Source organism: Mesorhizobium sp. AD1-1, assembly GCF_020164655.1.
Taxonomy (GTDB): domain Bacteria; phylum Pseudomonadota; class Alphaproteobacteria; order Rhizobiales; family Rhizobiaceae; genus Mesorhizobium; species Mesorhizobium ciceri.
Genome location: NZ_JAIUGP010000022.1, coordinates 46,019 through 72,100, shown reverse-complemented (window position 1 = coordinate 72,100; position 26,082 = coordinate 46,019). Strand labels below are relative to the sequence as shown.

The 26,082-nt window shown below is 63.9% G+C and carries 11 protein-coding genes; 8 read left to right on the top strand and 3 right to left on the bottom strand.

The window, feature by feature from the left end; all coding sequences use genetic code 11:
- Positions 1 to 165 precede the first annotated feature (165 nt).
- Positions 166 to 5,664, bottom strand: a complete 5,499-nt coding sequence (locus tag LB519_RS29290) for an alpha-2-macroglobulin family protein (protein WP_224621779.1) — start codon at positions 5,662 to 5,664, stop codon at positions 166 to 168.
- A 272-nt stretch (positions 5,665 to 5,936) separates the two neighbouring features.
- On the opposite strand from LB519_RS29290, the gene LB519_RS29285 reads away from it, so the two are divergent.
- From LB519_RS29285 to LB519_RS29260, 6 genes are all read left to right on the top strand, one after another.
- A complete protein-coding gene (locus LB519_RS29285; protein WP_063172523.1) occupies positions 5,937 to 7,865 on the top strand; it encodes an autotransporter assembly complex protein TamA in 1,929 nt (642 codons plus the stop codon).
- A 3-nt stretch (positions 7,866 to 7,868) separates the two neighbouring features.
- Positions 7,869 to 13,922 (top strand): translocation/assembly module TamB domain-containing protein, encoded by a 6,054-nt coding sequence (locus tag LB519_RS29280; RefSeq protein WP_224621777.1) that lies wholly within the window; start codon positions 7,869 to 7,871, stop codon positions 13,920 to 13,922.
- A gap of 266 nt (positions 13,923 to 14,188) precedes the next feature.
- Positions 14,189 to 15,841, top strand: coding sequence for an ABC transporter substrate-binding protein (locus LB519_RS29275; protein WP_013530882.1), 1,653 nt, complete (start codon positions 14,189 to 14,191; stop codon positions 15,839 to 15,841).
- A gap of 230 nt (positions 15,842 to 16,071) precedes the next feature.
- A complete protein-coding gene (locus LB519_RS29270; RefSeq protein WP_224621776.1) occupies positions 16,072 to 17,106 on the top strand; it encodes an ABC transporter permease in 1,035 nt (344 codons plus the stop codon).
- A gap of 12 nt (positions 17,107 to 17,118) precedes the next feature.
- A complete protein-coding gene (locus tag LB519_RS29265; protein ID WP_013530884.1) occupies positions 17,119 to 18,276 on the top strand; it encodes an ABC transporter permease in 1,158 nt (385 codons plus the stop codon).
- Positions 18,277 to 18,343: 67 nt separating this feature from the next.
- Complete coding sequence (locus tag LB519_RS29260; protein ID WP_063168510.1) at positions 18,344 to 20,560, top strand: ABC transporter ATP-binding protein; 2,217 nt, start codon at positions 18,344 to 18,346, stop codon at positions 20,558 to 20,560.
- Between the two features lie 34 nt (positions 20,561 to 20,594).
- Here the strand turns inward: LB519_RS29260 and LB519_RS29255 are convergent, their stop codons facing one another.
- Positions 20,595 to 21,185: a transglycosylase SLT domain-containing protein gene (locus LB519_RS29255; protein ID WP_013530886.1), complete on the bottom strand. Its 591-nt coding sequence runs from the start codon at positions 21,183 to 21,185 to the stop codon at positions 20,595 to 20,597.
- 217 nt (positions 21,186 to 21,402) lie between these two features.
- Between LB519_RS29255 and LB519_RS29250 the strand changes: the two genes are divergently transcribed.
- Both LB519_RS29250 and LB519_RS29245 read left to right on the top strand, forming a co-directional pair.
- Positions 21,403 to 22,941 (top strand): trimethylamine methyltransferase family protein, encoded by a 1,539-nt coding sequence (locus LB519_RS29250; RefSeq protein ID WP_024501515.1) that lies wholly within the window; start codon positions 21,403 to 21,405, stop codon positions 22,939 to 22,941.
- A gap of 59 nt (positions 22,942 to 23,000) precedes the next feature.
- Positions 23,001 to 25,427, top strand: coding sequence for an FAD-dependent oxidoreductase (locus LB519_RS29245; protein ID WP_224621775.1), 2,427 nt, complete (start codon positions 23,001 to 23,003; stop codon positions 25,425 to 25,427).
- Positions 25,428 to 25,540: 113 nt separating this feature from the next.
- On the opposite strand, the gene LB519_RS29240 is transcribed toward LB519_RS29245, so the two are convergent.
- Positions 25,541 to 25,933, bottom strand: coding sequence for a DoxX family protein (locus LB519_RS29240; RefSeq protein ID WP_013530889.1), 393 nt, complete (start codon positions 25,931 to 25,933; stop codon positions 25,541 to 25,543).
- Between the last annotated feature and the right edge of the window lie 149 nt (positions 25,934 to 26,082).

The following is a 26,082-nucleotide window of genomic DNA, read 5'->3' as shown; positions in this document are numbered from 1 at the left end:
GCCGCCCCCGGCCGCGGGGGCGCCGGCCCCCCCTTCTCTCCGGTGGGGAGAAGAGACTGGCGCCAGCGCTGGCCGTCTCCTTGCCCCTCAGGGAGAGGTCGACCGAGCGAAGCGGAGGGCGGGTGAGGGGGCACTTTGCTCATCGCGTCCATCACCATCAGCGCCTTACGGCGCCTTGATCTCCATCATGCCGGTGGCGGTGCGGGCCGAGTATTGGGGCCGATACATGTCTTCCACCGTTGCCGCGGGGTGCGCATAGGTACCCGGCGTCACGGCGCGCACGACATAGGCGAGGGTCAGATTGTGGTCGTGGTCGCCGTCGGCCGGGTTGAATGCCGCGACGAAACGGTCGTCGCGGAATTCGAGATGGGCCGCATCGGTCTGCGCCAGCCACGAGAAGTTCGTCAACTGGGCGCTGGAGACCAGGCCGGGATTGTCGATCTCGAAGCCGGCCGGCAACAGGTCGGTGACCAGCAGGCGCGACGGCCATGTGTTCTGCTCGTTGACCTTGAGCACGACGACATAGCGTTCGTTCTGCGTCGCCTCGGTGACATTGGCCTCGGTGCCGTCGAGCTTGTAGTAGGTGCGGCTGATGGTGAAGCCGTCGCCGCCGGCCGGCAGGGGCTGGACCGGCGACGCCACCGTGGTGACGACGGCCTGCAGCGGGGGCTTGCCGGTGTTGGCGATGGTCAGCGGGCTGTCGACAAGGTCAGAGCCTTCGACCTGGTCGGAGTAGCCGCCGGAATGCGCCGCGCCATTGACGGTCAGCGTGATCGTATCATTGCCTTCTTTCAGCGCGCGGGCCGCCAGCAGCATCCAGGATTCGTCCTGGGTGCTGGTCCAGCGGGCTTCGGCGCGTTCCCTGGTCACCAGCTTGATCAGCTCCGGCACGATTGTCGGTACCGGCTTGGATTCCGCCGCCAACGCCAGCATCGCCGCGCCATCACGCAGCCGCGAACCGTAGTCGGAGCGGTAGTAGTCGTAGTCGGTGGTCGACTTGGCCAACTGCAGGGCAGTCTTGAACGTCGATTCCGCACGCGGTGTATCGCCGTAGAGCGCCAGGCTTGCCGCCAGCTGGGCAACGGCCATCGGGCTGGAAAAAGCTTCGAGCTGCGTGTCCGCATAGTAGCGCAGGTCGCCGATCGAGGCCTTCTTGTTGCGGGCCAGAACGTAGAGGGCGTAGGCGATCTCGCTGCCCCGGTCCTGGACGCTCTGGTCGTAGCCGAGTGAGTTCTGCAGGTTGCTGAGCGCCTGGTTCATGGCCAGGCTCGGCACGTCGTATTTCTGCTCGCGCGCCCTGGTCAGGAAGTCGGTGACATAGGCATCGAGCCACAGATCGCCGGAGCCCGGGCCCCACAGGCCGAAGCTGCCCCCCGAGGCCTGGTAGCTCAGAACCTTGTAGATGGCGTCCTGGATGCGGCCATGGATATCGGGATCGCTGGCCATGCCGATGCCGGACGCCAATTCATTGACGTAGAGAAGCGGCATGGCGCGGCTGGTGGTCTGCTCGGCGCACCCATAGGGGTAGCGGTCGAGCGTCATCAGCAGCGAAGGCACGTCGAATGCGGCAGCCTGCGAAACGCCGACGCTGACAGAGGCGCCGTCGAGCAGGCTTGCCGCGAGCAGCTCCTTGTCGACGCGAAGCGCGCCGCCATCGCCCTTGAGGTCGACCACCAGGCGGGTGGTGACCGGTAATTGCGCCGGGCGCACCGGCACATAGAGCGTCTGCTCGACCTTGGTGCCGTCGGCATGGGCAAGCTTGATGGTGAGCGAGGCATTGCCGGCCGTCTGAGCGATCAGCGGCACGGTCAGCGTCTGGCGCTTGCCCTGGGCGAGCGTCAGCTTCTGGGGCAGGGGCTTGTCGCCCGTCGACAGGTCGCCCGTCGTTTCGATCGAGAACGCATAGTCGCCGGCCGGACCATCGGTGTCGGCGACGTCGAGGCGCATAACGGCGGCGTCACCAGGCGCCAGGAAGCGCGGCAGGCCGGCGGTGATGACCACGGGATCGCGCACGATCACGTCGGACTGGGCGTGGCCGACCGCGTCCTTGGTCCAGGCGACGGCCATGACGCGCACGGTGCCGTTGAACTGCGGGATGTCGAAGTCGACCCGCGCCTTGCCGTCGCCGTCAAGCTCGACGACGCCGGAGAAGAAGGCGACCAGCTTTTCGGTCGGCGGGCTGCCTTGCGCCTGCATGTTGGCGCCGTCGCCGCCGGTCCTGAGCTTGCCGGCGTTGCCCAGAGAACCGTCGATCAGGCGACCGTAGATGTCGCGGATTTCCATGCCCAGCATGCGCTGGCCGAAGAACCAGTTCTCCGGATCCGGCGCCTTGTAGTTGGTCAGGTTGAGGATGCCGACATCGACGGCGGCAACCATGACATAGGCATTGCTGCCCGGCTGCACGCCGGCGACCGAAACCGGGATCGACAGCTGCTGGCGCGGCATGGTCTTGTCCGGTGGCGTCAAGGTGATGGCGAGCTTCTTCGAACCCGGATCGACCTTCAGCCATTTCACGCCGATGGCGCGGGCCGGCATGCGCGTCTCCTGCGCATCGCCCGGCCGGAACAGGGTTGCGGTGACATAGGCGCCGGCGCCCCAGTCGTCGCCGACCGGAATGTCGACGGTGCTGCCGCCGGCCGGCACTGACGCCGTGATGGTCTTCAACAGCTTGTCGGAGCCGATGTTGATCAAGAGTTCGCCGGCAAAATGCGGCGAGATTTTCAGCTTGGCCACTTCGCCGGCGGCATAATTGTCCTTGTCGAGGGCGATTTCGAGGCCGTCAGGCGTTTCGGTGGTGGTCGAGGAGACATACCAGCCGGCGTCGAACTCGTAGCTGGTCGCCGGTCCTTCGGGATCGGCGGTTTCAACCTCGAGCCTGTACTGACCCCAATCGACCGGCACGGAGACCGTTGCGTCGCCGTCGGCGTTGAGGTCGACCTGGCCGTTGGCGATCGACTTGGTGAAGGTCACCGGCTCGTAATTCCACGAATTGTTGGAGCGGTACCACTGGTAATTGCGTTCGACCTTGACCAGCGTCCATTGCGCGCCTTTCAGCGCCTCACGCTTGCCGTCGGGATCGACGGCGATCAGGCTGAACTTGGCCGTGCCGCCCTGCGGCACTTCATTGTCGGCGAAATCCGGACGAATGCCGATCATATGGCCCTGCGGGCGGATGCCGATGTTGAGCGAGCGCTCGATGGCGCGGCCGCCGGTTTCGCGCATCCTGACCGTCACCTTGGCGTCGACCAGCTTGGTGGTCGAGGGCAGTTGGTCGACGGAGACCGGGAAGGTCACCTTGCCGTCATCGCCAACCACCGGCAGATCGGCGAGGGGGGTGACCGTGGGTTCGGCCGACTGCTCGTCGGCGAGACCGAAGGAAAAGCCCTGGAAACGGTCCCAGTCGCGCGACGTCGACAGCGTCAGCTCGCCTTCCAGCGCCAAGCCTGCTGCCGGCGCGCCATAGAGGAAGCGGCCGTCAATGTCGATGTTGGCGGTTTCGCCCTGGGCGATTTCCTGCTTGTCGGCCTTCATGTCGAATTCGATGCGATCCGGCACGAAATCCTCGACCAGGAACATCTGGCTGGCCACCGCGGGCTGCTTGGGATCGGTGTAGATCGACACCGACCAGGTGCCGCGCATGGCGTTGGGGGCGAGCGGCAGGTCGACGGCATGGCCGCCGGCCGATGCGCCGTCGCTGACGATACGGCGGTCCTCGACGCCGTCGGGGCGCGAGAAGATGAAGGTCAACGGCAGGTTTTCGACCGCCTTGGCGGCACCGTCGCGAGCAAGTGCGGCGACATGAACATCCTCGCCGGCGCGGTAGATACCGCGTTCGGTCCAGGCATAGACGTCGAGCGCACCTGGCGCCGCGCGCCCGGTGACGCCGCGGTCGGACAGGTCGAAGCCGGCCCGGCCCATGTCGAGGAAGACGAAGTCATTGTCGCCCTGCTTTGCCATCAGCACGGCCGGCACCATGCCGCCGTCGCCGCGCGTCAGGCCGGGGTTGAAGACGGCATGGCCGTCGGCATCCGACGTCGCCGTGCCCAGAACCTCATTGTTCCTGGCGACCAGCGTCAGTTCGGCGCCGGCGATCGGCTTGGCGCTGCCCAGCGAACGGGCAAAGACATTGAGCCCGTCCTGACCGGTATAGGTCGACAGGCCGATGTCGGAGACGACGAACCATTGCGTGGCCATCGAGTTGTAGTCGTCGCTCTTGTCGTTGACGGCCTGGGCGGTCAGCACGTAGACGCCGGGCTTGCGCTGCGGCACCGCCTGGTCGACCGGGAAGGAGGTGGTGACCTCCTTGTTGAGGTCATTGGCGATGTCGAGCTGGCCTTGCCAGACCGGCGCGCCCATCTGCTCGGAAATGTTGGAGATGTCATAGCCGTCCAGCTGGTGCAGGAACTGGTAGCCCGACAGAAGCTGGGCGAGCGAACGATCGCCGATGCGATAGAGCTTCATCTCGGCAGCGTTCATGTTGACGGTAACGATCGGAATGCCACGGCGCGCGCCGGCCGGCAGCACGAAGCTATCACCGGTGAAGCGGGCGGACGGTGCGCGGTCCTGGACATAGATCGACAGCACCACGGGTGCCGCGGTCACTTCGCCGATTGCCGCCGGCAGGCCGGCGCGGAAGGTGACATCGTAGTGCTGGCCATGCTCCAGCCCTTCGACGCAGATCTGCTTGTCCTTGGCCTCGACGCCCTTGGGCGGTGCATTGTCGACGGTGACGAATTGCGCGTAATCGACGCCGGTCTTGACCAGATCTTCGGAGAATTGCGCGCAGATGCGCGGCGCGCTGGTGTCGGCGTCGATGGTGTGGTCGATAACGCGGAAACCCTTGCGCGCCTTCAGATCGGCATAGTCGGCCTGGACCGCCGGCGACGGGTTCAGGGCAAGGCTCGCCTCATAGGCCTGTAGCGCCGGCCGGTAGAGATCGCGCTTGTCGAGGCCGTTGCCGAGCAGCGCCAGCACTTCGGCGCGCGTCTTGGTGGTGCGCAGTAGTTTATAGGCATTGAATGCGGCCGAAGTGCCGTTCGTCGGCAAAGTGGAAGCTTCGGATGTGCTGGCGGCGGGCTGCACGGCCAGCGTTTCACGCGCCAGGTTGAGCCAGAGCTGGCCATCATCGGGCAGTACCGAGACAGCGGCCTCGTATTTCAGCATGGCGGAGCGGTGGTCGCCGGTCAGCACGGCCTGTTCGGCGGCACTCAGCAAGGCAGCCATGCCTTCTGTCGGCTTGTCATAGGCCGGGCCGAGCAGCTTGTTGCGGTATTGCTGGGCCTGGTCGGCCATCCAGTTGGGGAAGAAGGCGAGTTCCGGCGGCGCGCCGATATCAGGATCGCCATCGATGTTGACGACCTTGCCGGCGACCGCGCCATTGAAGGTTTTCAACTGGTTGTAGTCGGATTTGAGGAAGCACCATTTGGCCTTTTTATTGTAGGTGAAGGCGCGGCAGGCCGGGTCTCCCAGGCATGTCGTCTTGCACTGGTCGATTGTCACATTCTGGTCGGACCTGAGATCAAAGCCGAAATAATCGGAATTGTCCGTTGTCGCGATACGCCGGGCTTCGGCCGCCTGCGAGACGCTGCTCCAGGCCAGGACATTGGCCCAGGCAAAAAACAGGAGAATCAGAATCGAAAGACCACGAGCCGCGCGCATTGCCATAACACCCCTCCAGACACAGCTGACGTCCGGGCATGATCAAGCTTCAGTCAGGCTTGTCAACACAAGGACGCGGCAGGGGTCCGCCTGCCAACGGTTTCCTTTCCGGTCGATGACCGGTAGTACCTCCATAGGACAGGGGATCACGCTTTCTTGCGGCGACGCAAAAGGTGTGAATTCCAAGCCCGTCCTATTTCAGACAATTGGATTGTGGCCCCTTTACGAGCGCTTCAGAACTTCATTCCAATTTTAGTTTTGTAACCTAGGTTGTCTTAATGCCGGCGCATGAAGAGCAGATGTCAGGAGGTCGCGCGCCAGGGCGTGCGCTTCCGCGCGCCCTGCTGCTGGCCATGATGTGCTCGACCGTGCTCGTCGCCGAATCGCCCCCGGCGGCCGCTTTCGAGCTTTTCGGCATCAAGCTGTGGGGATCGTCCAGCGACGAGGATGCCGACATCGTCGATCCGCTGCGCTACGCCGTGACCATCAATGCCCCCGACGCCGACAAGGACCTGGTCAAGAAGCTCGAAAATGCCTCGGCGCTGAAGAGCGACGAGGAGCGTCCGGTTTCAGGCTCGCTCGGGCTGATGGCCAAGGCGCGCAGCGACCGCGAACAGCTTGTCGCCGCGCTCTATGCCGATGCCCGCTACGAAGGCGTCGTCACCGTCACCATCGACGGCAAGCCGCTCGACGATTTGCCGCCGGATGCCGAATTCAAGGGTCCGCAGCCGGTTCCCGTGGCGATCGACATTGCTACCGGGCCGAAATTCACCTTGGGCAATATCAGGCTGCAAGGCGACGCGGCAGGACTGATGAGCGCCGATTATGGCCTGATATCAGGCGGCGACGCCGGATCCGGCGCAGTGCTCAAGGCCGAGGCGCTGATCGTGCGGACGCTGAAGGAGCAAGGCAGGCCGCTGGCAGAGGTGACGGACCGCCAGATCGTCGCCGACCATGCCACCTCGACGCTCGACGTGACGCTGACGGTCGCCGCCGGACCGGTCGCCGGCTATGGCCCGACCACCGTGGAAGGCACCGAGAAGGTCGACCGCGACTTCACCGAATACATGACCGGCCTCAAGCGCGGCCGGCAATACTCGCCGCAAGAGATCGACGACGCGCGCGACCGGTTGCTGGCGCTCGAGGTCTTCAACAGCGTGACGTTCAAGGAAGCCGACAAGCTCGATGCCGACGGCAACATTCCGATCGGCGTCCAGGTCAGCGAGCGCAAGCCACGCTATTTCGGCGTCGGCGGCACTTTTTCCAACACCGAGGGGCTGGGCCTTGAGGGCTATTGGGGCCACCGCAATTTGTTCGGCCGGGCCGAGAAGCTGCGCATCGATGGCAAGATCAGCGGCATCGGCAGCAACGATCTCGGCGAACTCAACTACAATGCCGGCATCATGTTCGAGAAACCCGGTGTGATCGGACCGGCATCGAAGTTCTTCGCCGGCGTCAAGACGGTGCTCGAACATCCTGATGCCTATGACCATTTCTCGATCAAGGGCAGCACCGGCCTGTCCTACGAACTGACCAAGAAGCAGACGGTTTCCGCCGAGGTGGCGCTCGACTATTCCCGCATCCACGACGCTTTCGGCAAGCACAAATACCTGATCGCCAGCATTCCGCTGCAATATGTCTACGACAACAGGGACAACCGCCTGAACCCGACCAGCGGCTTCCGGGTGCTGGCCTATGCCGAGCCGAGCTACGACATTTTGAGCGGTGCGGCATTCCTGAAGCTGAGGGGCGAAGGGTCGGCCTATCAGTCGCTGGATTCGGCTTCCAAGTTCGTGCTGGCCGAACGTGTCGCCATCGGTTCGATCGTCGGCACCAGCCTCGAACATGTGCCGGCCGACCGGCGCTTCTATTCCGGCGGCGGCGGTTCGGTGCGCGGCTACGCCTATCAGGGCATCGGTCCGAAGGATTTCACCGGCCAGCCGATCGGCGGCCTGTCCTTCTTCGAAACCTCGGTCGAGATGCGCATCGCCATCACCGACACGATCGGCATCGTGCCGTTCGTCGATGCCGGCACCGTGTCGACCAAATCGGTTCCCGATTTCTCCGATGTCAAGGTCGGCGCCGGCGTCGGCCTGCGCTATGTCACGCCGTTCGGGCCGCTGCGCATCGACGCGGCCGTGCCGCTCAACCGCGATCCGGGCGATCCGCATTTCGGCATCTATGCCGGCATCGGACAGGCATTCTGAGCGATGAAAACAGTCTGGCGCATCCTCCGCATTGTTCTCTACACCCTGCTGATCGTGATTGCGGGAGCGATCGGCGCGCTGGTGGTGCTAACCAAGACCGAGCGCGGCCGCGACAATCTCGCCGGCATCATTTCGCGGCTGGCATCGACCGACGACCGCAAGATCACGGTCAGCGGCATAGACGGCATCTGGTCGGGAGCCCTCAGCGTCGACCATGTCGTGCTGGAGGATCGCGAGGGTGCCTGGCTGGTGGCGCGCAAGGTGGCCGTCGACTGGTCGCCGCTGGCGCTGCTGTCGAAAAACTTCAGCGCCGACCGTATCGCTGCCGAGCGCATAGAACTCGCCCGGTTGCCGGTGGCCAGCACCCAGCCGGCGCCGAGCGGCGGCACGACGACGCTGCCGGTTTCCATCGACATCAAGCAGATCGACCTGCCCGAGATCGCGCTTGGCCAGCAACTGGCCGGCAGCGGCATCGCCGAACTTGCCGCCAGGGGCATGCTCAAGGCCGACGCCGCGCCGCTGGCGGTCGAGACGGTGCTCAACGTCACCCGCCATGACGGCAAGCAAGGCAATGTCGATGCCAAGATCCACTTTGCGCCGGCGGACAACAGGCTCGATCTTGACCTCAAGGCCTCGGAGCCGGCAGGCGGCATCATCGCCAATCTGCTCAAGCTGCCCGATACGCCGCCGGTCGACATAATTGTCTCGGGCACCGGGCCGCTCGCCAATTGGAACGGCATCGGCACGTTCTCGGTCGACGGCAAGATCGTCACCCAGCTGACAGGCCGGCACCAACTGACCGACAAGGGTAATCATGTTGAGGCCAAGGGCGACGGCGATTTCGCTCGCTTCCTGCCTGAGAATCTCAAGCCGCTGTTTGCCGGCAAGACCAGCTTCGATGTCGCCGGCACCGCCACATCGGCCGGTGGCGTCAGTGTCGACCGCGCCAACATCGACAGCGATGCGGTGCACGGCACCGCGACCGGCATTGTCGATCCTGCCGGCGCCAGCGACCTCTCGATCGAACTCGCCGCCAAGGGTCCGCCCGTTGTGATCAGCGTCGGCAGCAAGGCGCAACCGATCACGCTGGCGATCAGCAATGCCACCGCCCGCGCCTTCGGCGACGGCAAGGCACCGATCATCGACATCGGCGCCTCCTTCGTCTCCATCGTCGCCGGCGGCACGCGGCTGGATGATCTGGCGGCGCAGATCCATTCCGACGGCTTTGACATCCAGAACCGCGCCGGGCCGGTCACCGTCAAGCTGCAGGCAGGTGGCCTCAACACCGACGTGGCGACGCTGGCGCCGCTGATCACCGGCAAGATCGATGTCGATCTGGCCGGGTCGGTCAGCAAGGATGCCATTGCCATCGACCAGGGCACGCTGCGCTCCGACGCGCTCAACGCCTCTCTGACGGCGACGGTGGCGCTTGCCGACCTGTCGATGCAGCTGAAGATGAACGCGGATGCCGTGGCGACGGCCTTTCCGCCGCAGATCGCCTCGGTGCTTGGCGCCCGGGTAAAATTCTCGGCCACCGCGGCCCGCGATCCGCAGGGATCCTTCGCCGCCAACTCGATCGAATTCACGTCCGGCACGCTCAGCGCCGCCGGCACGGCCAGCATGCAGGGCACCGACATCCAGGCCGACATCAAGGGCAAATTGGGCGACGTTTCCGTGCTGTCGCCGACAGTCGGCGTGCCGGTTGCCGGTGGCGTCGATTTCGCGCTGTCGGCAAGCGGCGCGATGACGGCGCCGGATTTCACCGTTACCGCCGACAGCGACAGCCTGACGGCATCGGGCCGCACGGTGAAGAGCATCAAGCTGACGGCGAGCGGCAAGGCCGATATCACCAGTCCCGCCGCCAACGTATCGCTGACCGGCTCCGTCAACGACCAGCCGCTCGATATCAAGGCAGCACTGGTGACAAGCGAGGGCAAGCGTTCGATCAACGGATTCCTGGTCTCGCTGGGCGACAACAAGGTCTCGGGCGATCTCGCGCTGGACGACACGTACATGCCGCTCGGCACGCTGACGCTCGACGCGCCCGCTATCGACCAGTTGGCCGCACTGGCCGGCCAGGCGGTGACGGGCGACATCGACGGCACCATCGGCTTTGCCAAGGAGGGCGACGCGCCCTCCGTCACGATCGATGCGAAGAGCACTTCGATCGCGCGTGGCGACGTGACGGCCAAGGCCATCACCGTCAATGCGCTGATCGCCAATTATCTCAAGGCGCCGGCGATCGCCGGTTCGATAAAGGCTGACAGCGTCACGTCCGGAACCACCGAAATCAGCGGCATCGGCGTCGACCTGAAGCGCGACGGCGATTGGACCAATTTCACCGGCGGCGCCACCATAGCGGGCGTTCCGGCGACCGCTGCCGGCCGGGTGAAGATCGCCGACGGCAAGACGAGCGTCGAGATTGCCTCGGGCGAGGCGACGGTTCGCGGCATCAAGGCCGCAATCGCTCAGGCGTCGACACTGAGCATCGCCAACGGCACGGCCAGCATCGAGAAACTGGCGCTCGATGTCGGCGGCGGTTCGGTGACGCTGTCGGGCACTGCCGGTCAGACGCTCGACCTCGCGGCGCAATTTTCGGCACTGCCCGCGGCGCTCGCCAATGAATTTTCGCCCGGCCTCGACGCTGTCGGCACGCTCAGCGGCACGGCTGGAGTGACCGGGCCGCCGGCCGCTCCCGATGTCCGCTTCAATGCGCAACTGGCCGGTATCGAAACCAGCCAGACCCGGCAGGCCGGGCTCGGGCCGCTCGCCGTCGACGCGGCCGGCAGCTACACCTTGGCCGGCGGCGTGATGCTCGATCAGGCGACGCTGACCGGCGACAAGATTTCCGGCAAGGCGACCGGCACCCTCAATCCGAACGGCGCCAGCGATTTTGCGCTCGATCTCATCTCATCCGGCCCCAGTCTGCCCCTGACTGTCGGCAGCGCCGAGAGCCCGGTCAAGATCGAGATCCGGTCCTTGTCGGCAAAGGTGGCGGGCGAGAGCACGCGGGCCCGCCTGGATGTCTCTGCGATCCTGCCCTCGATCGACACCAGTCCAGCGAGGGTGGGCGGGCTTGCTCTGGCGTTGCACTCGGATGCGTTCGATCTCAAGAACCGTGCAGGGCCGGTTTCCGGCACAGTGTCGGTGGACAAGGTCGGTCTCGACAATCCGGTGATTGCGCCGCTGATCGCCGGCAAGGTCACGGCGGCGCTCAGCGGTCGCCTGACAGCCGATGCGGTTGCCATAGACAGCGGCTCGCTCAAGAGCGATGCGCTGAACAGCCAGGTTGCCGGCCAGGTATCGCTGCGTGACGGTGCCATCGACCTCAATCTGAAGGCGGATGCCCCATCGTCGGCCTTGCCGGCGGCGGCACGCGGCATGCTTGGCGAACGCGCTGAGATCAGCGCCACGCTGAAGCGCGACCCCAACGGCAGTATCGCTATAGGCGGATTGAAGCTGACCTCAGGCGCGCTGACCGCAGACGGGCGAGCCAGCCTTGCCGACAACAAGGTAGCCGCCGACATCAAGGGTGCGCTGAGCGACATCTCGCTGCTGTCGAAAGACGCCAAGGGCGCCATCGCTTTTGCGTTGAACGCGCAGGGCCCGGCCGCGGCGCCGGACCTGTCGTTGACCATCGACAGCGACCGCCTTCTCGTGGCGGCGCGCGAGATCACCGGGCTGAAGCTGACCGCCACCGGCAAGGCCGATGCCGCCAATCCGGCGGCGAATGTGCAGCTGACCGGCAATGTCGCCGGCCAGGCGCTGCAAGGCAGTGCGGTGCTGGCGACGGCGGACGGCAAGAGCGCCATCAATGGCCTGCTGCTGTCGCTCGGCAAGAACAGGATTTCCGGCGATCTGGCGCTGGACGAGAAGTTCGTGCCGGTCGGCACCATCGCGCTCGACCTGCCCGATATCGGCCCGCTGGCAGCACTTGCCCTGGAGAAGGCCGAAGGCGATGTGCGCGGCACGATCGCCTTTTCGAAGAACGGCAATGCGCCACAGGTCGCAATCAAGGCGGCGACAGCATCGATTACGCGCGGCGACCTGCAGGCGAAAGCCGTCTCGATCGATGCGCTGGTCGCCAACTATCTGGCGGCGCCCGTGATCTCCGGAAAGATCCGCGCCGACACCGTCACGTCGGGCGGCACCGTGATCAGCGGCATCGATGTCGACTTGAAGCGCGACGGCGACTGGACCGGCTTCTCCGGCGGCGCAACCGTCAAGGGCATTCCGGCACAGGCCGCCGGCCGGGTGAAAGTGGCCAACGGCACGACGACCATCGAGCTTGCCTCCGGCCAGGCGACCGTACAAGGCATCAAGGCGGCCATTGCCCAGGCCTCGACCGTCAGCATCGTCAACGGCACGACGACGCTGGACCGGCTCGTGCTCAACCTTGGCGGTGGTACGGCGACGGTGACCGGCAAGGTCGGCACGGCGCTCGACATCAATGCGACGCTGGCGCGGGTGCCGATGTCGCTCGCCAACAGTTTCTCGCCGGGGCTCGACGCCGCCGGTTCGATCTCAGGCACGGTCAAGGTGACGGGTGCGCCGGCGAACCCCGCCATTGCCTTCAACCTCGACGCGGCCGGCGTGCAGACCTCGCAGACGCGCGGTGCCGGTGTCGGTGCGGTGAGTGTCTCCTCGTCGGGCACCTTCGGCGGCAACAAGCTGACCTTCAATGCCAATGTCGGCGATGGCGCCGGCCTTGGCCTCAAGGGCGGCGGCACAGTGACGACGGCCGGCACGCCGTCACTGGTGCTCGACTTCAATGGCGTCGTGCCGTTCGGCCTGCTCAGCCAGAAGCTTGCCGCGCAGGGCCTGTCACTGTCTGGAACCGCCAATGTCAACGTGCAGGTGCGCGGTCCCGCGACATCGCCCGTCATCGGCGGCAGCATCAGCACCTCGGGTGCGCGCCTTGTCGATGCGCGCTCCGGCCTCGCCGTCAACGATCTCGCCGCCGATGTCTCGATTGCCGGCGGCGTCGCCAGGATCAACCGGCTGACCGGAACGCTGTCGACGCGCGGCAGCCTGTCGGCCAGCGGCACGGTCGGCATCAACCCGGCGCAGGGTTTCCCGGCCGACCTGTCGATCAAGCTGGTCGACGGCCGCTATACGGACGGCAGGGTGGTGACCGCCAATCTCGGCGGCGACCTGACGATCAAGGGACCGCTGACCTCCGCACCGGTCATCGCCGGCACCGTCAATCTCGCCAAGACGGTGATCACCGTTCCCGACAAATTGCCGGGCTCGCTGGCGGCGCTCGACGTCAAGCACAAGAACGCGCCGGGCGCGGTCAAGGCGCAGGACAAGGCGCTGCGGCCGCCGACGACCAGCGGCAAGGGCGGCGGTAGCGGCCTTGCGCTCGATGTCACGGTCAACGCGCCGAATCAGATCTTCATCCAGGGCAGGGGCGTTGATGCCGAACTTGGCGGCTCGCTGAAGCTGACCGGCCCGGCCTCGTCGCCGCAAGCGGTCGGCACCTTCACCTTGCAGCGCGGACGACTGTCGATCCTCGGCAAGCGGCTGACCTTCACCGAAGGCACGGTCGGGTTTTCCGGCTCGCTGGTGCCCTATCTCAATTTGACGGCGACCACGACGACGACCAGCGCCACCGTCACCATCGTGGTGTCGGGCGAAGCGACCAATCCGAAGTTCACCTTCTCCTCGGTGCCGGCGCTGCCCGAGGATGAGGTGCTGGCGCAATTGATCTTCGGCCGCTCGATGTCGAACCTGTCGCCGCTGCAGATCGCCCAGCTCGCCGAAGCGGCGGGGCAGCTGGCCGGCGTCGGCGGCTCGACGTCGCTGCTGGAAAACCTGCGCAGCGCCATTGGCGTCGACGATCTCGACGTCACCACCGACGACCAGGGCGGCACGGCGGTTTCGGCCGGCAAATACCTCAACGACCGCACCTATGTCACCATCCAGAAGGGCGACAAGCCTGGCTCGGGCAAGGCGACGATCGACCTCAATGTCGGGCGCGGCGTCAAGCTGCGCGGCGAGGCCAACGATGCCGGCGAAGCCAAGGGCGGCATCTTCTACGAGAAGGAATACTGACAGTCCGGCGGGGCTTTTGGCCTCATGGTGGATCGATTCTGGTGCTGTGCGGGCCAGAGTAAATGTCTCAGTTTAATCGACTATCGCGATTCCAGAAGAATCCGTCGGACAGTAGCAAATTTGCGCCAAGACTGTCGTTATCACGCGAACCGCTCCCCTTTCAAAGTTGCACATTCCCTAACATGTTCTCAATCCACGCCGTCTTTGACATCATGGCCTGGATGCGGAATGTTAAAAGGCGGAAAGCCAACAATGGGAGTTAAGTCATGACAATTTATAAGAGTAATGGCGATCGCGTTCCGGATCACATCCTGGCCATGGCCGAAGAAGCCAAGGCAGGCAAGGTGGACCGCCGCGAATTCCTGGCCATGGCCAGCGTCTTCGGCGCATCGACGGCAATGGCTTACGGCTTGCTCGGCCTCGCCGATCCGACGCCGGCGAAGGCCGAAGAGGTAAAGGGCAAGAAGGGCGGCACGCTGAAGATCGCCCAGTGGATCAAAGATCCCAAGGACCCGCGCAAGGCCGACTGGTCGGAAATCGCCAATGCAGAGCGCCAGGCGCTGGAGCCGCTGGTCAAGTACACCTCCGAATACACGTTTCGCCCCTATCTGCTGGAAAGCTGGGACGTCAACGACGACGCCACGCAGTATACGCTGCATGTGCGCAAGGGCGTCACCTGGTCGAATGGCGATGCCTTCACCGCCGATGACGTCATCTTCAACCTGAAGCGCTGGGCTGACAAGAAAGCCGAAGGCAATTCCATGCCCGGCCGTCTCGGCTCGCTGGTCAAGGACGACAAGCTCGACGAAAGCGCCGTGACCAAGCCGGACGACCACACGGTCGTGCTTAAGCTCAGCAAGCCGGACATCGCGCTGATTCCGAACATGTGCGACTATCCCGGGCTGATCGTCCACAAGACCTTCGATGAGAAGGGCGGCGACTTCAAGGCCTGCCCGATCGGCACCGGTCCGTTCGAACTCGTCTCCTACGATGTCGGTCAGAAGGTGGTCTACAAGCGCCGCACCGATGACAAGTGGTGGGACGGCGAAGTGTTCCTCGATGGCCTGGAATTCATCGACTACGGCACCGATCCGGCAGCCATGGTCAGCGCTTTCGAGGCCGGCGAAGTGCACACCAATTTCGAGACTTCGGCCGACTATGTGTCGATCCTCGACGGCATGGACCTGGTGAAGTCGGAAATCGTCACCGCGTCGACCATCGTCTGCCGCACCAACGTCAACAACAAGCCCTATGGCGACCAGAAGGTGCGCAACGCGCTGCAGCTTGCGGTCGACAACAATGTCGTCTTGCAGCTCGGCTACGGCAATGCCGGCTCGGTCGCCGAAAACCACCATGTCTGCTCGATCCATCCGGAATATTACGAGCTGCCCAAGGTTGCCCGTGATCCGGCCAAGGCGAAGGCGCTGATGGCGGAAGCCGGCCAAGCCGACTTCGAACACGAGCTGATCACCGTCGACGAAGACTGGCACAAGAACACCGGCGATGCGATCGCCGCCCAGCTGCGCGACGCCGGCATCAAGGTGAAGCGCACCGTTTTGCCGGGTTCGACGTTCTGGAACGACTGGACGAAGTATCCGCTGTCGATGACCAACTGGAACATGCGTCCGCTCGGCGTCCAGGTTCTGGCCATCGCCTATCGCACCGGCGAGGCCTGGAACGAGGCCGGCTGGTCGAATCCGGACTGGGACGCCAAGCTCAATGCGGCGCTCGCCGTTGCCGACGCCGCCAAGCGCAAGGACATGATGAAGGACATCGAGCAGATCCTGCAGGATTCCGGCATCATGATCCAGCCGTACTGGCGCAAGCTCTACAGCCACTCGGTGAAGGCGGTGCAGAACTACAAGATGCACCCGACCTTCGAGCGCGACTACGGCAAGGTCTGGCTCGACCAGGCTTGATATCGCATCGACATGGAGGGAAGGGGCTCGCTCCCTTCCCTCGCTCTTTGCATTGTCCGTCCCTGCTGGTCCGCACATTCTCAAAAAAGTTGCGGACTCGCGGGCAAGGCCATGCAACAAAAACAGGGTTGATCGCATCCGAAGGCCTGTTTGACAGCCAGCCCCGCCGGTCACGGCAGGGTTGGCTTTCATAGCCGGCTCAAACCCCAACCCATCGGCAGGGGGCCGCCATGCTTTCCTTCGTTATCAGGCGTCTTGGCACCATGGCATTGACGATGCTGTGCCTGACCATGGTCGTCTTCTTCCTGATCAACCTCGAACCCAATCTGAAGAAGCTGGCGATCAGCCAGACCGAAATGCATACGTCGGCCGAGCAGCTCGAGAACTGGCTGGTCAACCATGGCTACCGGCAGAACTTCTTCGTCCGCTACGGCCAGTGGCTTGGCGTCTTGCCCAAGCAGCCGGTAACCGACCCGGCGACCGGTAAGCCGGCGCAGCGTTTCTCCTTCTGCAACGATCCGCTCGTGCCGACCTTTGCCGGCGTTTTCCAGGGCGATTTCGGCTGCTCGACCAAGTTCAAGGCGACCGTCGCCTCAAAACTGTTTCCGGCACTCGGCGCTACCGGCATCCTGATGTTCTGGGTGCTGGCGGTGATGGTGCCGATCTCGCTGCTGATCGGCATTCTGGCCGGCATGCGTGAGGGGTCGCGAACCGACCGGGTGCTGTCCGTGGCGTCGATCGCCTCGACGGCGACGCCTGAATATGTGTCGGGCGTCATCTTCACCGTCATCTTCGCCTCATGGCTAGGCTGGCTGAACGGCTCGGCGGCTTCGGCCAGCCAGGGCATCACCTTCTACAATTTCACACTGCCGGTGATGACGCTGGCGATCTACGGCATCGGCTATATCGCCCGCATGACGCGAGCTTCGATGGTCGAAGTGATGACGCAGCAATATATCCGTACCGCGCGGTTGAAGGGTCTCTCCTTCGGCAGCGTGGTGGTCAAACATGCCTTGCGCAACGCGCTGATCGCACCGTTCACCGTCATCATGCTGCAGTTCCCTTGGCTGCTCACCGGCGTCGTCATCGTCGAGGTGATGTTCCGCTACCAGGGCTTCGGCTACACGCTGGTCGAGGCGGCCGGCAACAACGATATCGACCTTTTGCTCGGCTGCTCGCTGGTCTCGGTGTTCATCGTCTTGATCACGCAGCTCATTTCCGATGTCGGCTACGCATTTCTCAATCCGCGTATCAGAGTTCAGTAGGGAGCGAAGCCGATGCCGGTTCAATACATCAGTGGCTTCACCGTCGTTTTCGAAGTGCTGTCGCGCTTCTGGCCGGTCTGGATCGCGCTCGTCATCGTCATGGGCGCGAGCTTCGCCTACAAGAAGAAGCTGGCGCTCTACGGCCAGCTGTTCGACAGCGGTGTCGGCATCGTCGGCGTCGGCATCTGCCTGTTCTGGCTGTTCACGGCGATCTTCGCCGCGACCATATCGCCCTTCGATCCGCTGGCCCAGATTCCGATCATGAAGGACGTGCTGCCGGGCGCCGTCGAACCGCAGTCGGGGCTGACCTATCTGTTCGGCGGCGACAAGCTGGCGCGCGACGTGTTTTCGCGCATGGTCTATGGCAGCCAGATCGTGCTGATCATCGCGCCTGCCGCGACCGGCTTCGCGCTGATGGTCGGCATCACGCTCGGCCTGCCCGCCGGCTATTACGGCGGCAAGATCGACACCGTGCTGTCGTTCCTGGCCAACCTTGTGCTCGCCTTCCCGGTGATCCTGCTGTTCTACCTCTTGGTGACGCCGGGCATCATGGACACGCCGATCCCCTATGGCATGGCCGGCGTCTTCTTCCTGTTCCCGATCATCTTCTTCAGCGTGCTGTTCTGGACCCGCTACAAGAATCGGCCCGACCGGCTCTACATCCTGCTCGGCATCACCCTGATCCTCGGTGGCTGGATCTATCTCGGCCTTGTGTTCGATAAGGACCCGCTGCACATCGTCCATATCGATCCAAACCAGCTCAACATCTTCGTGGCGGTGGTGTTCGCCTCCAGCCCCGGCGTGTTCCGCATCGTGCGTGGCCTGGTGATGGACATCAAGACGCGCGACTATGTGGCGGCGGCGCAGACGCGCGGTGAATCGCCCTGGTACATCATGCTGTGGGAGATCCTGCCCAATGCGCGCGGGCCATTGATCGTCGATGCCTGCCTGCGCATCGGCTACACCACGATCCTGCTCGGCACACTCGGTTATTTCGGCCTTGGCCTGGCGCCGGAAAGTCCGGACTGGGGCACCGCGATCAAGGACGCCAGCCGCCTGCTGCGCTCCTTCATCCATCCGGCGCTGCCGCCGACCATCGCACTGATGTCGTTCGTGCTGGGCTTGAACCTGCTCGCCGACTCGCTGCGCGAACAATCGATGAAAGACTGATGTCGCGGGTTTCGACCCGATGGGCCTGAGAGAAACAGGCCTGGAAGAACCAGGATTGGAGCGACCCATGAACGAGGCAGTTCGAAATCCCGCCAAGCCGACCCCCGGGCCAACCAAAGGGCCGATCATCGAGATCGAGAACCTGTCGATCTCCTTCTTCACCCGCAAGGGCGAGATACCGGCGGTCATGGATTTTTCCTGCACCGTCATGCCGGGCGAGGCGATGGGCATCGTCGGCGAATCCGGCTGCGGCAAGTCGACCGTGTCGCTCGGCATCATGCGCGACCTCTCCAACATCGGGAAGATCGTCGGCGGCAAGATCAAGTTCCAGGGCAAGGACATGGGCGAACTCTCCGACGAGGAGTTGCGTTCCATCCGCGGCAACAAGATCGCCATGATCTACCAGGAGCCGATGGCGAGCCTGAACCCGGCGATGAAGGTCGGCCAGCAGCTGATGGAAGTGCCGCTGATCCACGACAAGGTGTCGAAGGAAGAGGCCTATAAACGCGCCCTCGATATGGTGCGCTCGGTCAAATTGCCCGATCCCGAGCGTATGATGCGCTCCTATCCGCACCAGCTCTCCGGCGGCCAGCAGCAGCGCATCGTCATTGCCATGGCGCTGCTGTCGAAGCCGGCGCTGCTTTTGCTCGACGAGCCGACGACGGCGCTCGACGTGACGGTGGAGGCGGGCATCGTCGATCTGGTCAAGGGGCTGGGCGAAAAGTTCGGCACGTCGATGATCTTCGTGTCGCACAATCTCGGCCTGATCCTGGAAACCTGCGATCGCATCACGGTGATGTATTCGGGCGAAGCGGTGGAGACCGGCAAGATCAAGGACGTGTTCGACCGGATGCGCCACCCCTATACGCAAGGGCTGTTCCGCTCGATCCCGCTGCCGGGCGCCGACAAGAACTCACGGCCGCTGATCTCCATCCCCGGACAGCTGCCGCTGCCGCACGAGCGGCCCAAGGGCTGCAATTTCGGCCCGCGCTGCCACCATTTCGTCGAGGGTGTCTGCAACGCCGCCGAAATCCCGATGATCGAGGTCGCTGGTCACGAAGGCCATTTCTCGCGCTGCGTGCGCTTCAACGAGATCGACTGGGAAGCGCTGCCACCCGGTGCCAAGAAGGTCAATGAGCGCGTCATGCCCGGCGCGCCGGTGCTCAAGATCGAGGACCTCAGAAAATATTACAGGGTCGGCGGCAGCGAGGTGTTCGGCTCGAGCGAGGGCCGCGTCGTCAAGGCCAACGAGACGATCTCGTTCATGGCGCGCGAATCCGAGACGGTCGCCATCGTCGGCGAATCCGGCTGCGGAAAGTCGACGCTGGCCAAGGTGCTGCTCGGGCTGGAGACGGCAAGTGCCGGCACGGTGACGCTGGGCAACACGGAAATCCAGTCGACGGGGATCGACAAACGGAGCGTCGACACGGTGTCGTCGATCCAGATGGTGTTCCAGAATCCGTTCGACACGCTCAATCCCAGCCATTCGGTCGGTTCGCAGATCATCCGCACGCTGGAGAAGTTCAATGTCGGCAAGACGGTTGCCGATCGCCGCAAGCGCATGCTGGAGCTGCTCGACCTGGTGAAGCTGCCGCGGGCATTCGAAACCCGCAAGCCGCGTCAGCTTTCGGGCGGCCAGAAGCAGCGCATCGGCGTGGCGCGAGCCTTTGCCGGTGACGCCAAGGTGGTGGTGGCCGACGAGCCGGTCTCGGCATTGGACGTGTCGGTGCAGGCGGCGGTGACCGAACTGCTGATGGACATCCAGCGCAAGAACAAGACGACGATGCTGTTTATCAGCCACGATCTGTCCGTCGTTCGCTACATCGCCGACCGCGTCGTCGTCATGTATCTCGGCTACATCGTCGAGCAAGGCACGACCGACCAGATCTTCGCACCACCCTATCATCCCTATACCGAGGCGCTGCTGTCGGCGATTCCGATCGCCGACACGAGTGTCGTGAAGAAGCACATCGTGCTGGAAGGCGACATCCCGTCGGCGATGAACCCGCCATCCGGCTGTCCGTTCCAGACCCGTTGCGGCTACAAGAAGCTGGTGCCGGACAATCTCTGCGAGACCAAGGTGCCGCCGGTCAAGCATCTCGGCGACGGTCATATGAGCCTGTGCTGGCTCTCCGACGACGTGCTGGCCAAGATGGAGCCCGTGATCAAGTTCGACAAGGAACACGCCGCGCACGAAGGTATGCCGGACGACGCGCCGCATGGCGATGGCCCCGGTTTTGCTGGCACGCCACCAAAGCGTCCGCGTGGCAAAAGGCCGAGCTGACCGTCCGAAGATCGAGATCAACGATGCGGCAAGATCAGTTCCCGCACTCGCTCAACTGCTGGGCATAGTCCCGCGCCATCTTGTCGGTGGCCCGGGCATAGCCCTGCACACCGGCATCGCCCCTGTTGCCGCGGCCATAGGCGGTCCAGCCGAGATAGTAGGCAAGGTAGAGATTGTAGGTGTCGTTGCGGGCGACGCCGTAGGTGTCAGATGTCTTGGAATGATACCAGCCGACGAAATCGACCGCATCGGCGAATTTCGTCCGCCGCGCCGCCCAGTTGCCGGTCTCGCGCTGATATTGCGACCAGGTGCCGTCCAGCGCCTGCGAAAAGCCGGTGGCCGTGGAGACGTGCTTCCACGGAATGAAGCCGAGCAGCTTGGTACGCGGCGGCCTTGCATTGCTCTTGAAGCCCGATTCCTTGCGCACCGTCGCCATCAGTACGGGAACGGGGATGCCATATTTCTGTTGGGTGCGCTCGGCGGCAGACTGCCAGTTGTCGAACCAGCCGTCATTCTGGTCGAAGACGGCGCAGACATTGTTGATGTGATTGGGCGGCGTGGCGCAGGCCGAAAGCGCCAGCAGCACGCAAACCGCACCAATTTTACTAAAACTCGAACTACGCATCGGCAGAGCAATAGGCCGAAATCATAAAGGGAATCTTGCAGCGTCCATTAACGCTTCGCCCGAGCGGTCGCTCGGGGAAATCCCATATCAACAATCCGACATATTTCGTCGTGTTCTCTAAATGGATACTGCGGAAATGCCGCCGTGGCTAAAATCACGCCCGCAAACGGCGTATTTATGACAGCTTGCCTGGTTTGCCGGGGCTTTGATGCCAGGCATGAACGAACCAAGACGCAAACGCGGCGCCGAGCGCACCAGCAATCGGGGGCCATCGGCCATTCCGCAACTGCCGCTCAGGCGGGTGACCAATCCCTATCCGCCAATGGCCATGCTGTCGCCCGATCAGATCGAGCAGATCCATCAGGCGTCGATGCACATATTGGAGAATTTCGGCATCGAGGTGATGAGCCCGCGGGCGTTGTCGCTGTTCGAGAAGGCCGGCGCCAGGGTCGACCATGCCTCAGCGAATGTCCGCATCGATCGCGGTCTGATCGAAGACGTGCTGAAGACCACGCAGCCCAGCTATGTGTTGACGCCGCGCAACCCGGCCAACGCGGTTCATCTGGGCGGCAACACCATTAATTTCACCCTCGTTGCCGGGCCGCCCAATGTCCATGACATGGAGCGCGGCCGCCGCGCCGGCAATTTGCGCGACTATTCGGATCTCACACGGCTGGCGCAGCATTTCAACTGTATCCACATGCTGGGCAACCAAGTCTGCGCGCCGGTGGAGCTGCCGGCAAACTCCCGCCATCTCGACACTTATTTCACCAATCTGACGCTGACCGACAAGAGTTTCCACGTCTCGGCGATCGGCCGGGGCAGGGCGCTTGATGGCATCGAGATGATGGCGATTTCGCGTGGGCTGACGCTCGACCAGATGCGCGACGATCCCGGCATCACCACCATCATCTCGGTCAACTCGCCGCGCCGCTTCGACGAGATGATGGCCGAAGGCCTGATGACCATGGCCGAGTTCGGCCAGTCGGTGGCGGTGACGCCGTTCACGCTGATGGGGGCGATGAGCCCGGTGACGCTGGCCGGGGCGCTGGCGCAGCAGAATGCCGAGGCGCTGTTCGGCGTCGTGCTGACGCAGCTTGTCCGTCCGGGCGCGCCGGTCATGTATGGCGCCTTCACCTCAAATGTCGACATGAAGTCGGGCGCGCCGGCCTTCGGCACGCCTGAGAACACCAAGGCCAACATTGCGTCAGGGCAACTGGCGCGGCGCTACGGGCTGCCCTACCGCACGACGCCGGGCTCGGCCTCCAACGCCGCCGATGCGCAGGGCGCCTATGAGACGCTGATGGCACTGTGGGGCGCGGTGCTCGGCCACGGCAATCTCGTTTACCACGCCGCCGGCTGGCAGGAGGGCGGGCTGACGGCGTCGTTCGAAAAACTCATCATCGATGTCGAGATGATCCAGCATATGATGGAGTTCTTGCGCCCGATCGAAGTCAATGAGGCGGAACTCGCCGTCGAGGCTTTGGGTGCGGTGCCAACCGGTGGGCATTTCTTCGGCGAGCCGCACACGCTGGAGCGCTACGCCACTGCCTTCTACCAGCCGATGCTGTCCAACTGGCAGAATTACGAAGCCTGGCAGGAAGCCGGCGGCCTCGACGCCACGGCACGCGCAACGCGGCTGTGGAAGAAAGCGCTGGAGGACTATGTCGAGCCGGTGATGGATATCGCCGTGCGCGAGGCACTAGAGGCTTACATGGCCAGGCGCAAGGAAGCGATCGGGCAGGGCGAGCCGTGATCGTTCCCCAGCTTGAATCCATTCACCCATTCAACTCACTGATATCAGAGAAAAAATCCATGAAATCGCATGCAAAGGTCGTGGTCATTGGCGGTGGCGTCGTCGGATGCTCCGTGTTGTTCCATCTCGCCCGCCACGGCTGGACCGATGTTGTCCTGCTGGAGCGCGACGAGCTGACCTCAGGCTCGACCTGGCACGCGGCCGGGGGCATGCACACCATCAATGGCGACCCCAACGTCGCCAAGCTGCAGAAATACACGATCAATCTCTACAAGGAGATCGAGGAGCTTTCCGGCCAGGCGACCGGCGTGCATCTGACCGGTGGCGTGCTTCTGGCAGCGACCGAGGCGCGGCTCGACTGGCTGCGCGGCGTCGTCGCCAAGGGCCGCTATCTCGGCATAGAGCTCGAGGAGATCTCGCCCAACGAAGCGGCCGAACTGATGCCGCTGCTCGATCCCAAGCAGTTCGTCGGCGCGGTCAGGAACAAAGAGGACGGCCATCTCGATCCCTCCGGCGTCACCCACGCCTATGCCAAGGCCGCGCGGAAACTTGGGGCGGAAGTGGAGCGTTTCACCAAGGTCGAGGACATCGTGCGGCGCCCTGACGGGCTGTGGCGGGTCATCACCAACAAGGGCGAGGTGGTGGCCGAGCATGTCGTCAACGCCGGCGGCCTGTGGGCGCGCGAGGTCGGCCGCATGGTCGGCCTCGAACTGCCGGTGCTGGCCATGGAGCACATGTACCTGATCACCGAGGACATGCCGGAGGTCGCCGCCTGGAACGCCAAGACCGGCACCGAGATCATCCACGCGGTCGACTTCGATGGCGAGCTTTACCTGCGCCAGGAGCGCGGCGGCATGCTGATGGGCACTTACGAAAAGGCCAACAAGCCATGGTCCGAATACCAGACGCCATGGAATTTCGGCCATGAATTGCTGGCGCCCGACATCGACCGCATCGCGCCGTCGCTTGAGGTCGGCTTCCGCCATTTCCCGGCCTTCCAGAACACGGGCATCAAGCAGATCATCAACGGGCCTTTCACCTTCGCGCCCGACGGCAACCCATTGGTCGGGCCGGTGCGCGGGCTGCCGGGCTTCTGGGTCGCCTGCGGTGTCATGGCCGGGTTTTCGCAAGGCGGCGGCGTCGGCCTCGCTTTGTCGAACTGGATGATCGAGGGCGATCCCGGCGCCGACATCTGGGCGATGGATGTCGCGCGCTACGGCGACTGGGCGACGATGGCCTATACCAACGCCAAGGTGCGCGAGAATTATTCCAGGCGCTTTTCGATCCGCTTCCCCAATGAGGAGCTGCCCGCCGGGCGGCCGCTGAAGACGACGCCGGTCTACGACCTGCTGTCGGCCAAGGGTGCGCAATGGGGCGTTGCCTATGGGCTGGAAGTGCCGCTGTGGTACGCGCCGGAAGGCGTCAAGGACGAATTCTCCTGGCGCCGCTCGAGCGATTTCACGCAGGTCGCCAAGGAGGTCGCCACAGTTCGCGACGGTGTCGGCCTGTCGGAGATTTCGAGCTTCGCCAAATACAAGGTGACGGGTGAGGGAGCGGCCGCTTGGCTCGACCGGATGCTTGCCTGCAAACTGCCCAAGCCCGGCCGCATGACGCTGGCGCCGATGCTGAAGGAAGACGGCAGACTGATCGGCGATTTCACCCTCGCCAATCTCGGAAGCGAGGGCTGGTTCCTCGCCGGCTCCGGCATCGCCGAGCAATACCATATGCGCTGGTTCGAGAAGCACCTGCCTGACGATGGATCGGTCCGCATCGAGGCGCTGGGCGCGAAGCTCACCGGTCTGTCGATCGCAGGCCCGAAGGCGCGGGATGTGCTGGCAAAGGCGACGCGCTCGGATGTCTCCAATGCGGCCTTTTCCTTCATGGCCATTGGCCGGATGGATATCGGCATGGCGCCGTGCCTGGTCGGCCGTGTGAGCTATACCGGCGATCTCGGCTACGAGATCTGGGTGGCGCCGGAATACCAGCGCGCCGCCTATCAAGCGCTGATGGCGGCGGGCGGGGAATTCGGCATCGGCCTGTTCGGCTCGCGCGCCCTCAATGCGCTGCGGCTGGACAAGAATTACGGCTCATGGGGGCGCGAGTACCGGCCGATCTACGGGCCGCTGGAAGCGGGGCTCGACCGCTTCGTTGCTTACGGCAAGGACGCCGATTTCATAGGCAAGGCCGCGGCGCTGGCCGAGCGCAGGCAGGGCGGCAAACTGCGCCTGCGCGCTTTTATCGTCGATGCCGATGATGCCGATGTCATTGGCGATGAGCCGATCTGGTTCGATGGTGCGGTGCGCGGCTGGGTGACGTCGGGCGGCTATGCGCATCATTCGAAGAAATCAGTCGCCGTCGGCTATGTGCCGAAGGAGATCGCTGATGAGGGCGACGGCTTCGAGATCGAGCTGCTGGGCAAGCGCCATGCGGCGCGCATTCAGGCGGTGCCGCTGTTCGACGCCAATTTCGAACGGATGCGTGCTTGAAGCGCTTCGGCTTCGCCGATGCGCTTCAGATTCCTGTTTTGTGCATGTCGTTGTCCCAAAACCGCCGGGCACTTTTGGGCAACATGCACCAGGCCCGCATCCTCTTTCTGGCGTCAGGCGCTGCGGCGGCTGTCCAGCGCGAAGGCGCCGGCGCCGGCAAACACCAGATAGAGGAAGATGAAGCAGAACGAGATCGCCGAATCGCCGCCATTGTTGACCGGGAAGAAGTCGCGCGGCATGTGCGCCATGAAATAGGCGATCGCCATTTCGCCGGCCAGAAGGAATGCCACCGGTCGCGTGAACAGGCCCAGCGCGAGCAGGATGCCGCCGGCGAATTCGAGGATGGCGGCAGTCGTGGTCAGCCCGGAAAGGGCGTGGGGATCGACGCTGACGGGGAAGTTGAACAGTTTCTGGCTGCCATGCTCGATGAACTGCAGCGCGGTCATGATGCGCAACACGCCGAGCGCCTGCGGCTGGTATCTGGAGAGGCTTTCGAAAAGCTTCATAATGACTCCATTTTCAATCCGTCCGGCCATAGATTATCGCCCAGGAATGGACCATTCACTTCCCATGGCCTGGCGTCAACAATCGGTGATCGAAAATGTCCCCAGCTTGACCCTTCATATTTTTCCCGCAAGGGTTGCATTTCTATCGT

Bases quoted from the DNA above. Each gene is read 5' to 3' on its own strand.
- LB519_RS29260 (WP_063168510.1), top strand. From the start codon at position 18,344: ATGAACGAGGCAGTTCGAAATCCCGCCAAGCCGACCCCCGGGCCAACC.
- LB519_RS29245 (WP_224621775.1), top strand. From the start codon at position 23,001: ATGAAATCGCATGCAAAGGTCGTGGTCATTGGCGGTGGCGTCGTCGGA.
- LB519_RS29290 (WP_224621779.1), bottom strand. From the start codon at position 5,664: ATGGCAATGCGCGCGGCTCGTGGTCTTTCGATTCTGATTCTCCTGTTT.
- LB519_RS29285 (WP_063172523.1), top strand. From the start codon at position 5,937: ATGCCGGCGCATGAAGAGCAGATGTCAGGAGGTCGCGCGCCAGGGCGT.
- LB519_RS29240 (WP_013530889.1), bottom strand. From the start codon at position 25,933: ATGAAGCTTTTCGAAAGCCTCTCCAGATACCAGCCGCAGGCGCTCGGC.
- LB519_RS29255 (WP_013530886.1), bottom strand. From the start codon at position 21,185: ATGCGTAGTTCGAGTTTTAGTAAAATTGGTGCGGTTTGCGTGCTGCTG.
- LB519_RS29265 (WP_013530884.1), top strand. From the start codon at position 17,119: ATGCCGGTTCAATACATCAGTGGCTTCACCGTCGTTTTCGAAGTGCTG.
- LB519_RS29275 (WP_013530882.1), top strand. From the start codon at position 14,189: ATGACAATTTATAAGAGTAATGGCGATCGCGTTCCGGATCACATCCTG.
- LB519_RS29280 (WP_224621777.1), top strand. From the start codon at position 7,869: ATGAAAACAGTCTGGCGCATCCTCCGCATTGTTCTCTACACCCTGCTG.
- LB519_RS29270 (WP_224621776.1), top strand. From the start codon at position 16,072: ATGCTTTCCTTCGTTATCAGGCGTCTTGGCACCATGGCATTGACGATG.
- LB519_RS29250 (WP_024501515.1), top strand. From the start codon at position 21,403: ATGAACGAACCAAGACGCAAACGCGGCGCCGAGCGCACCAGCAATCGG.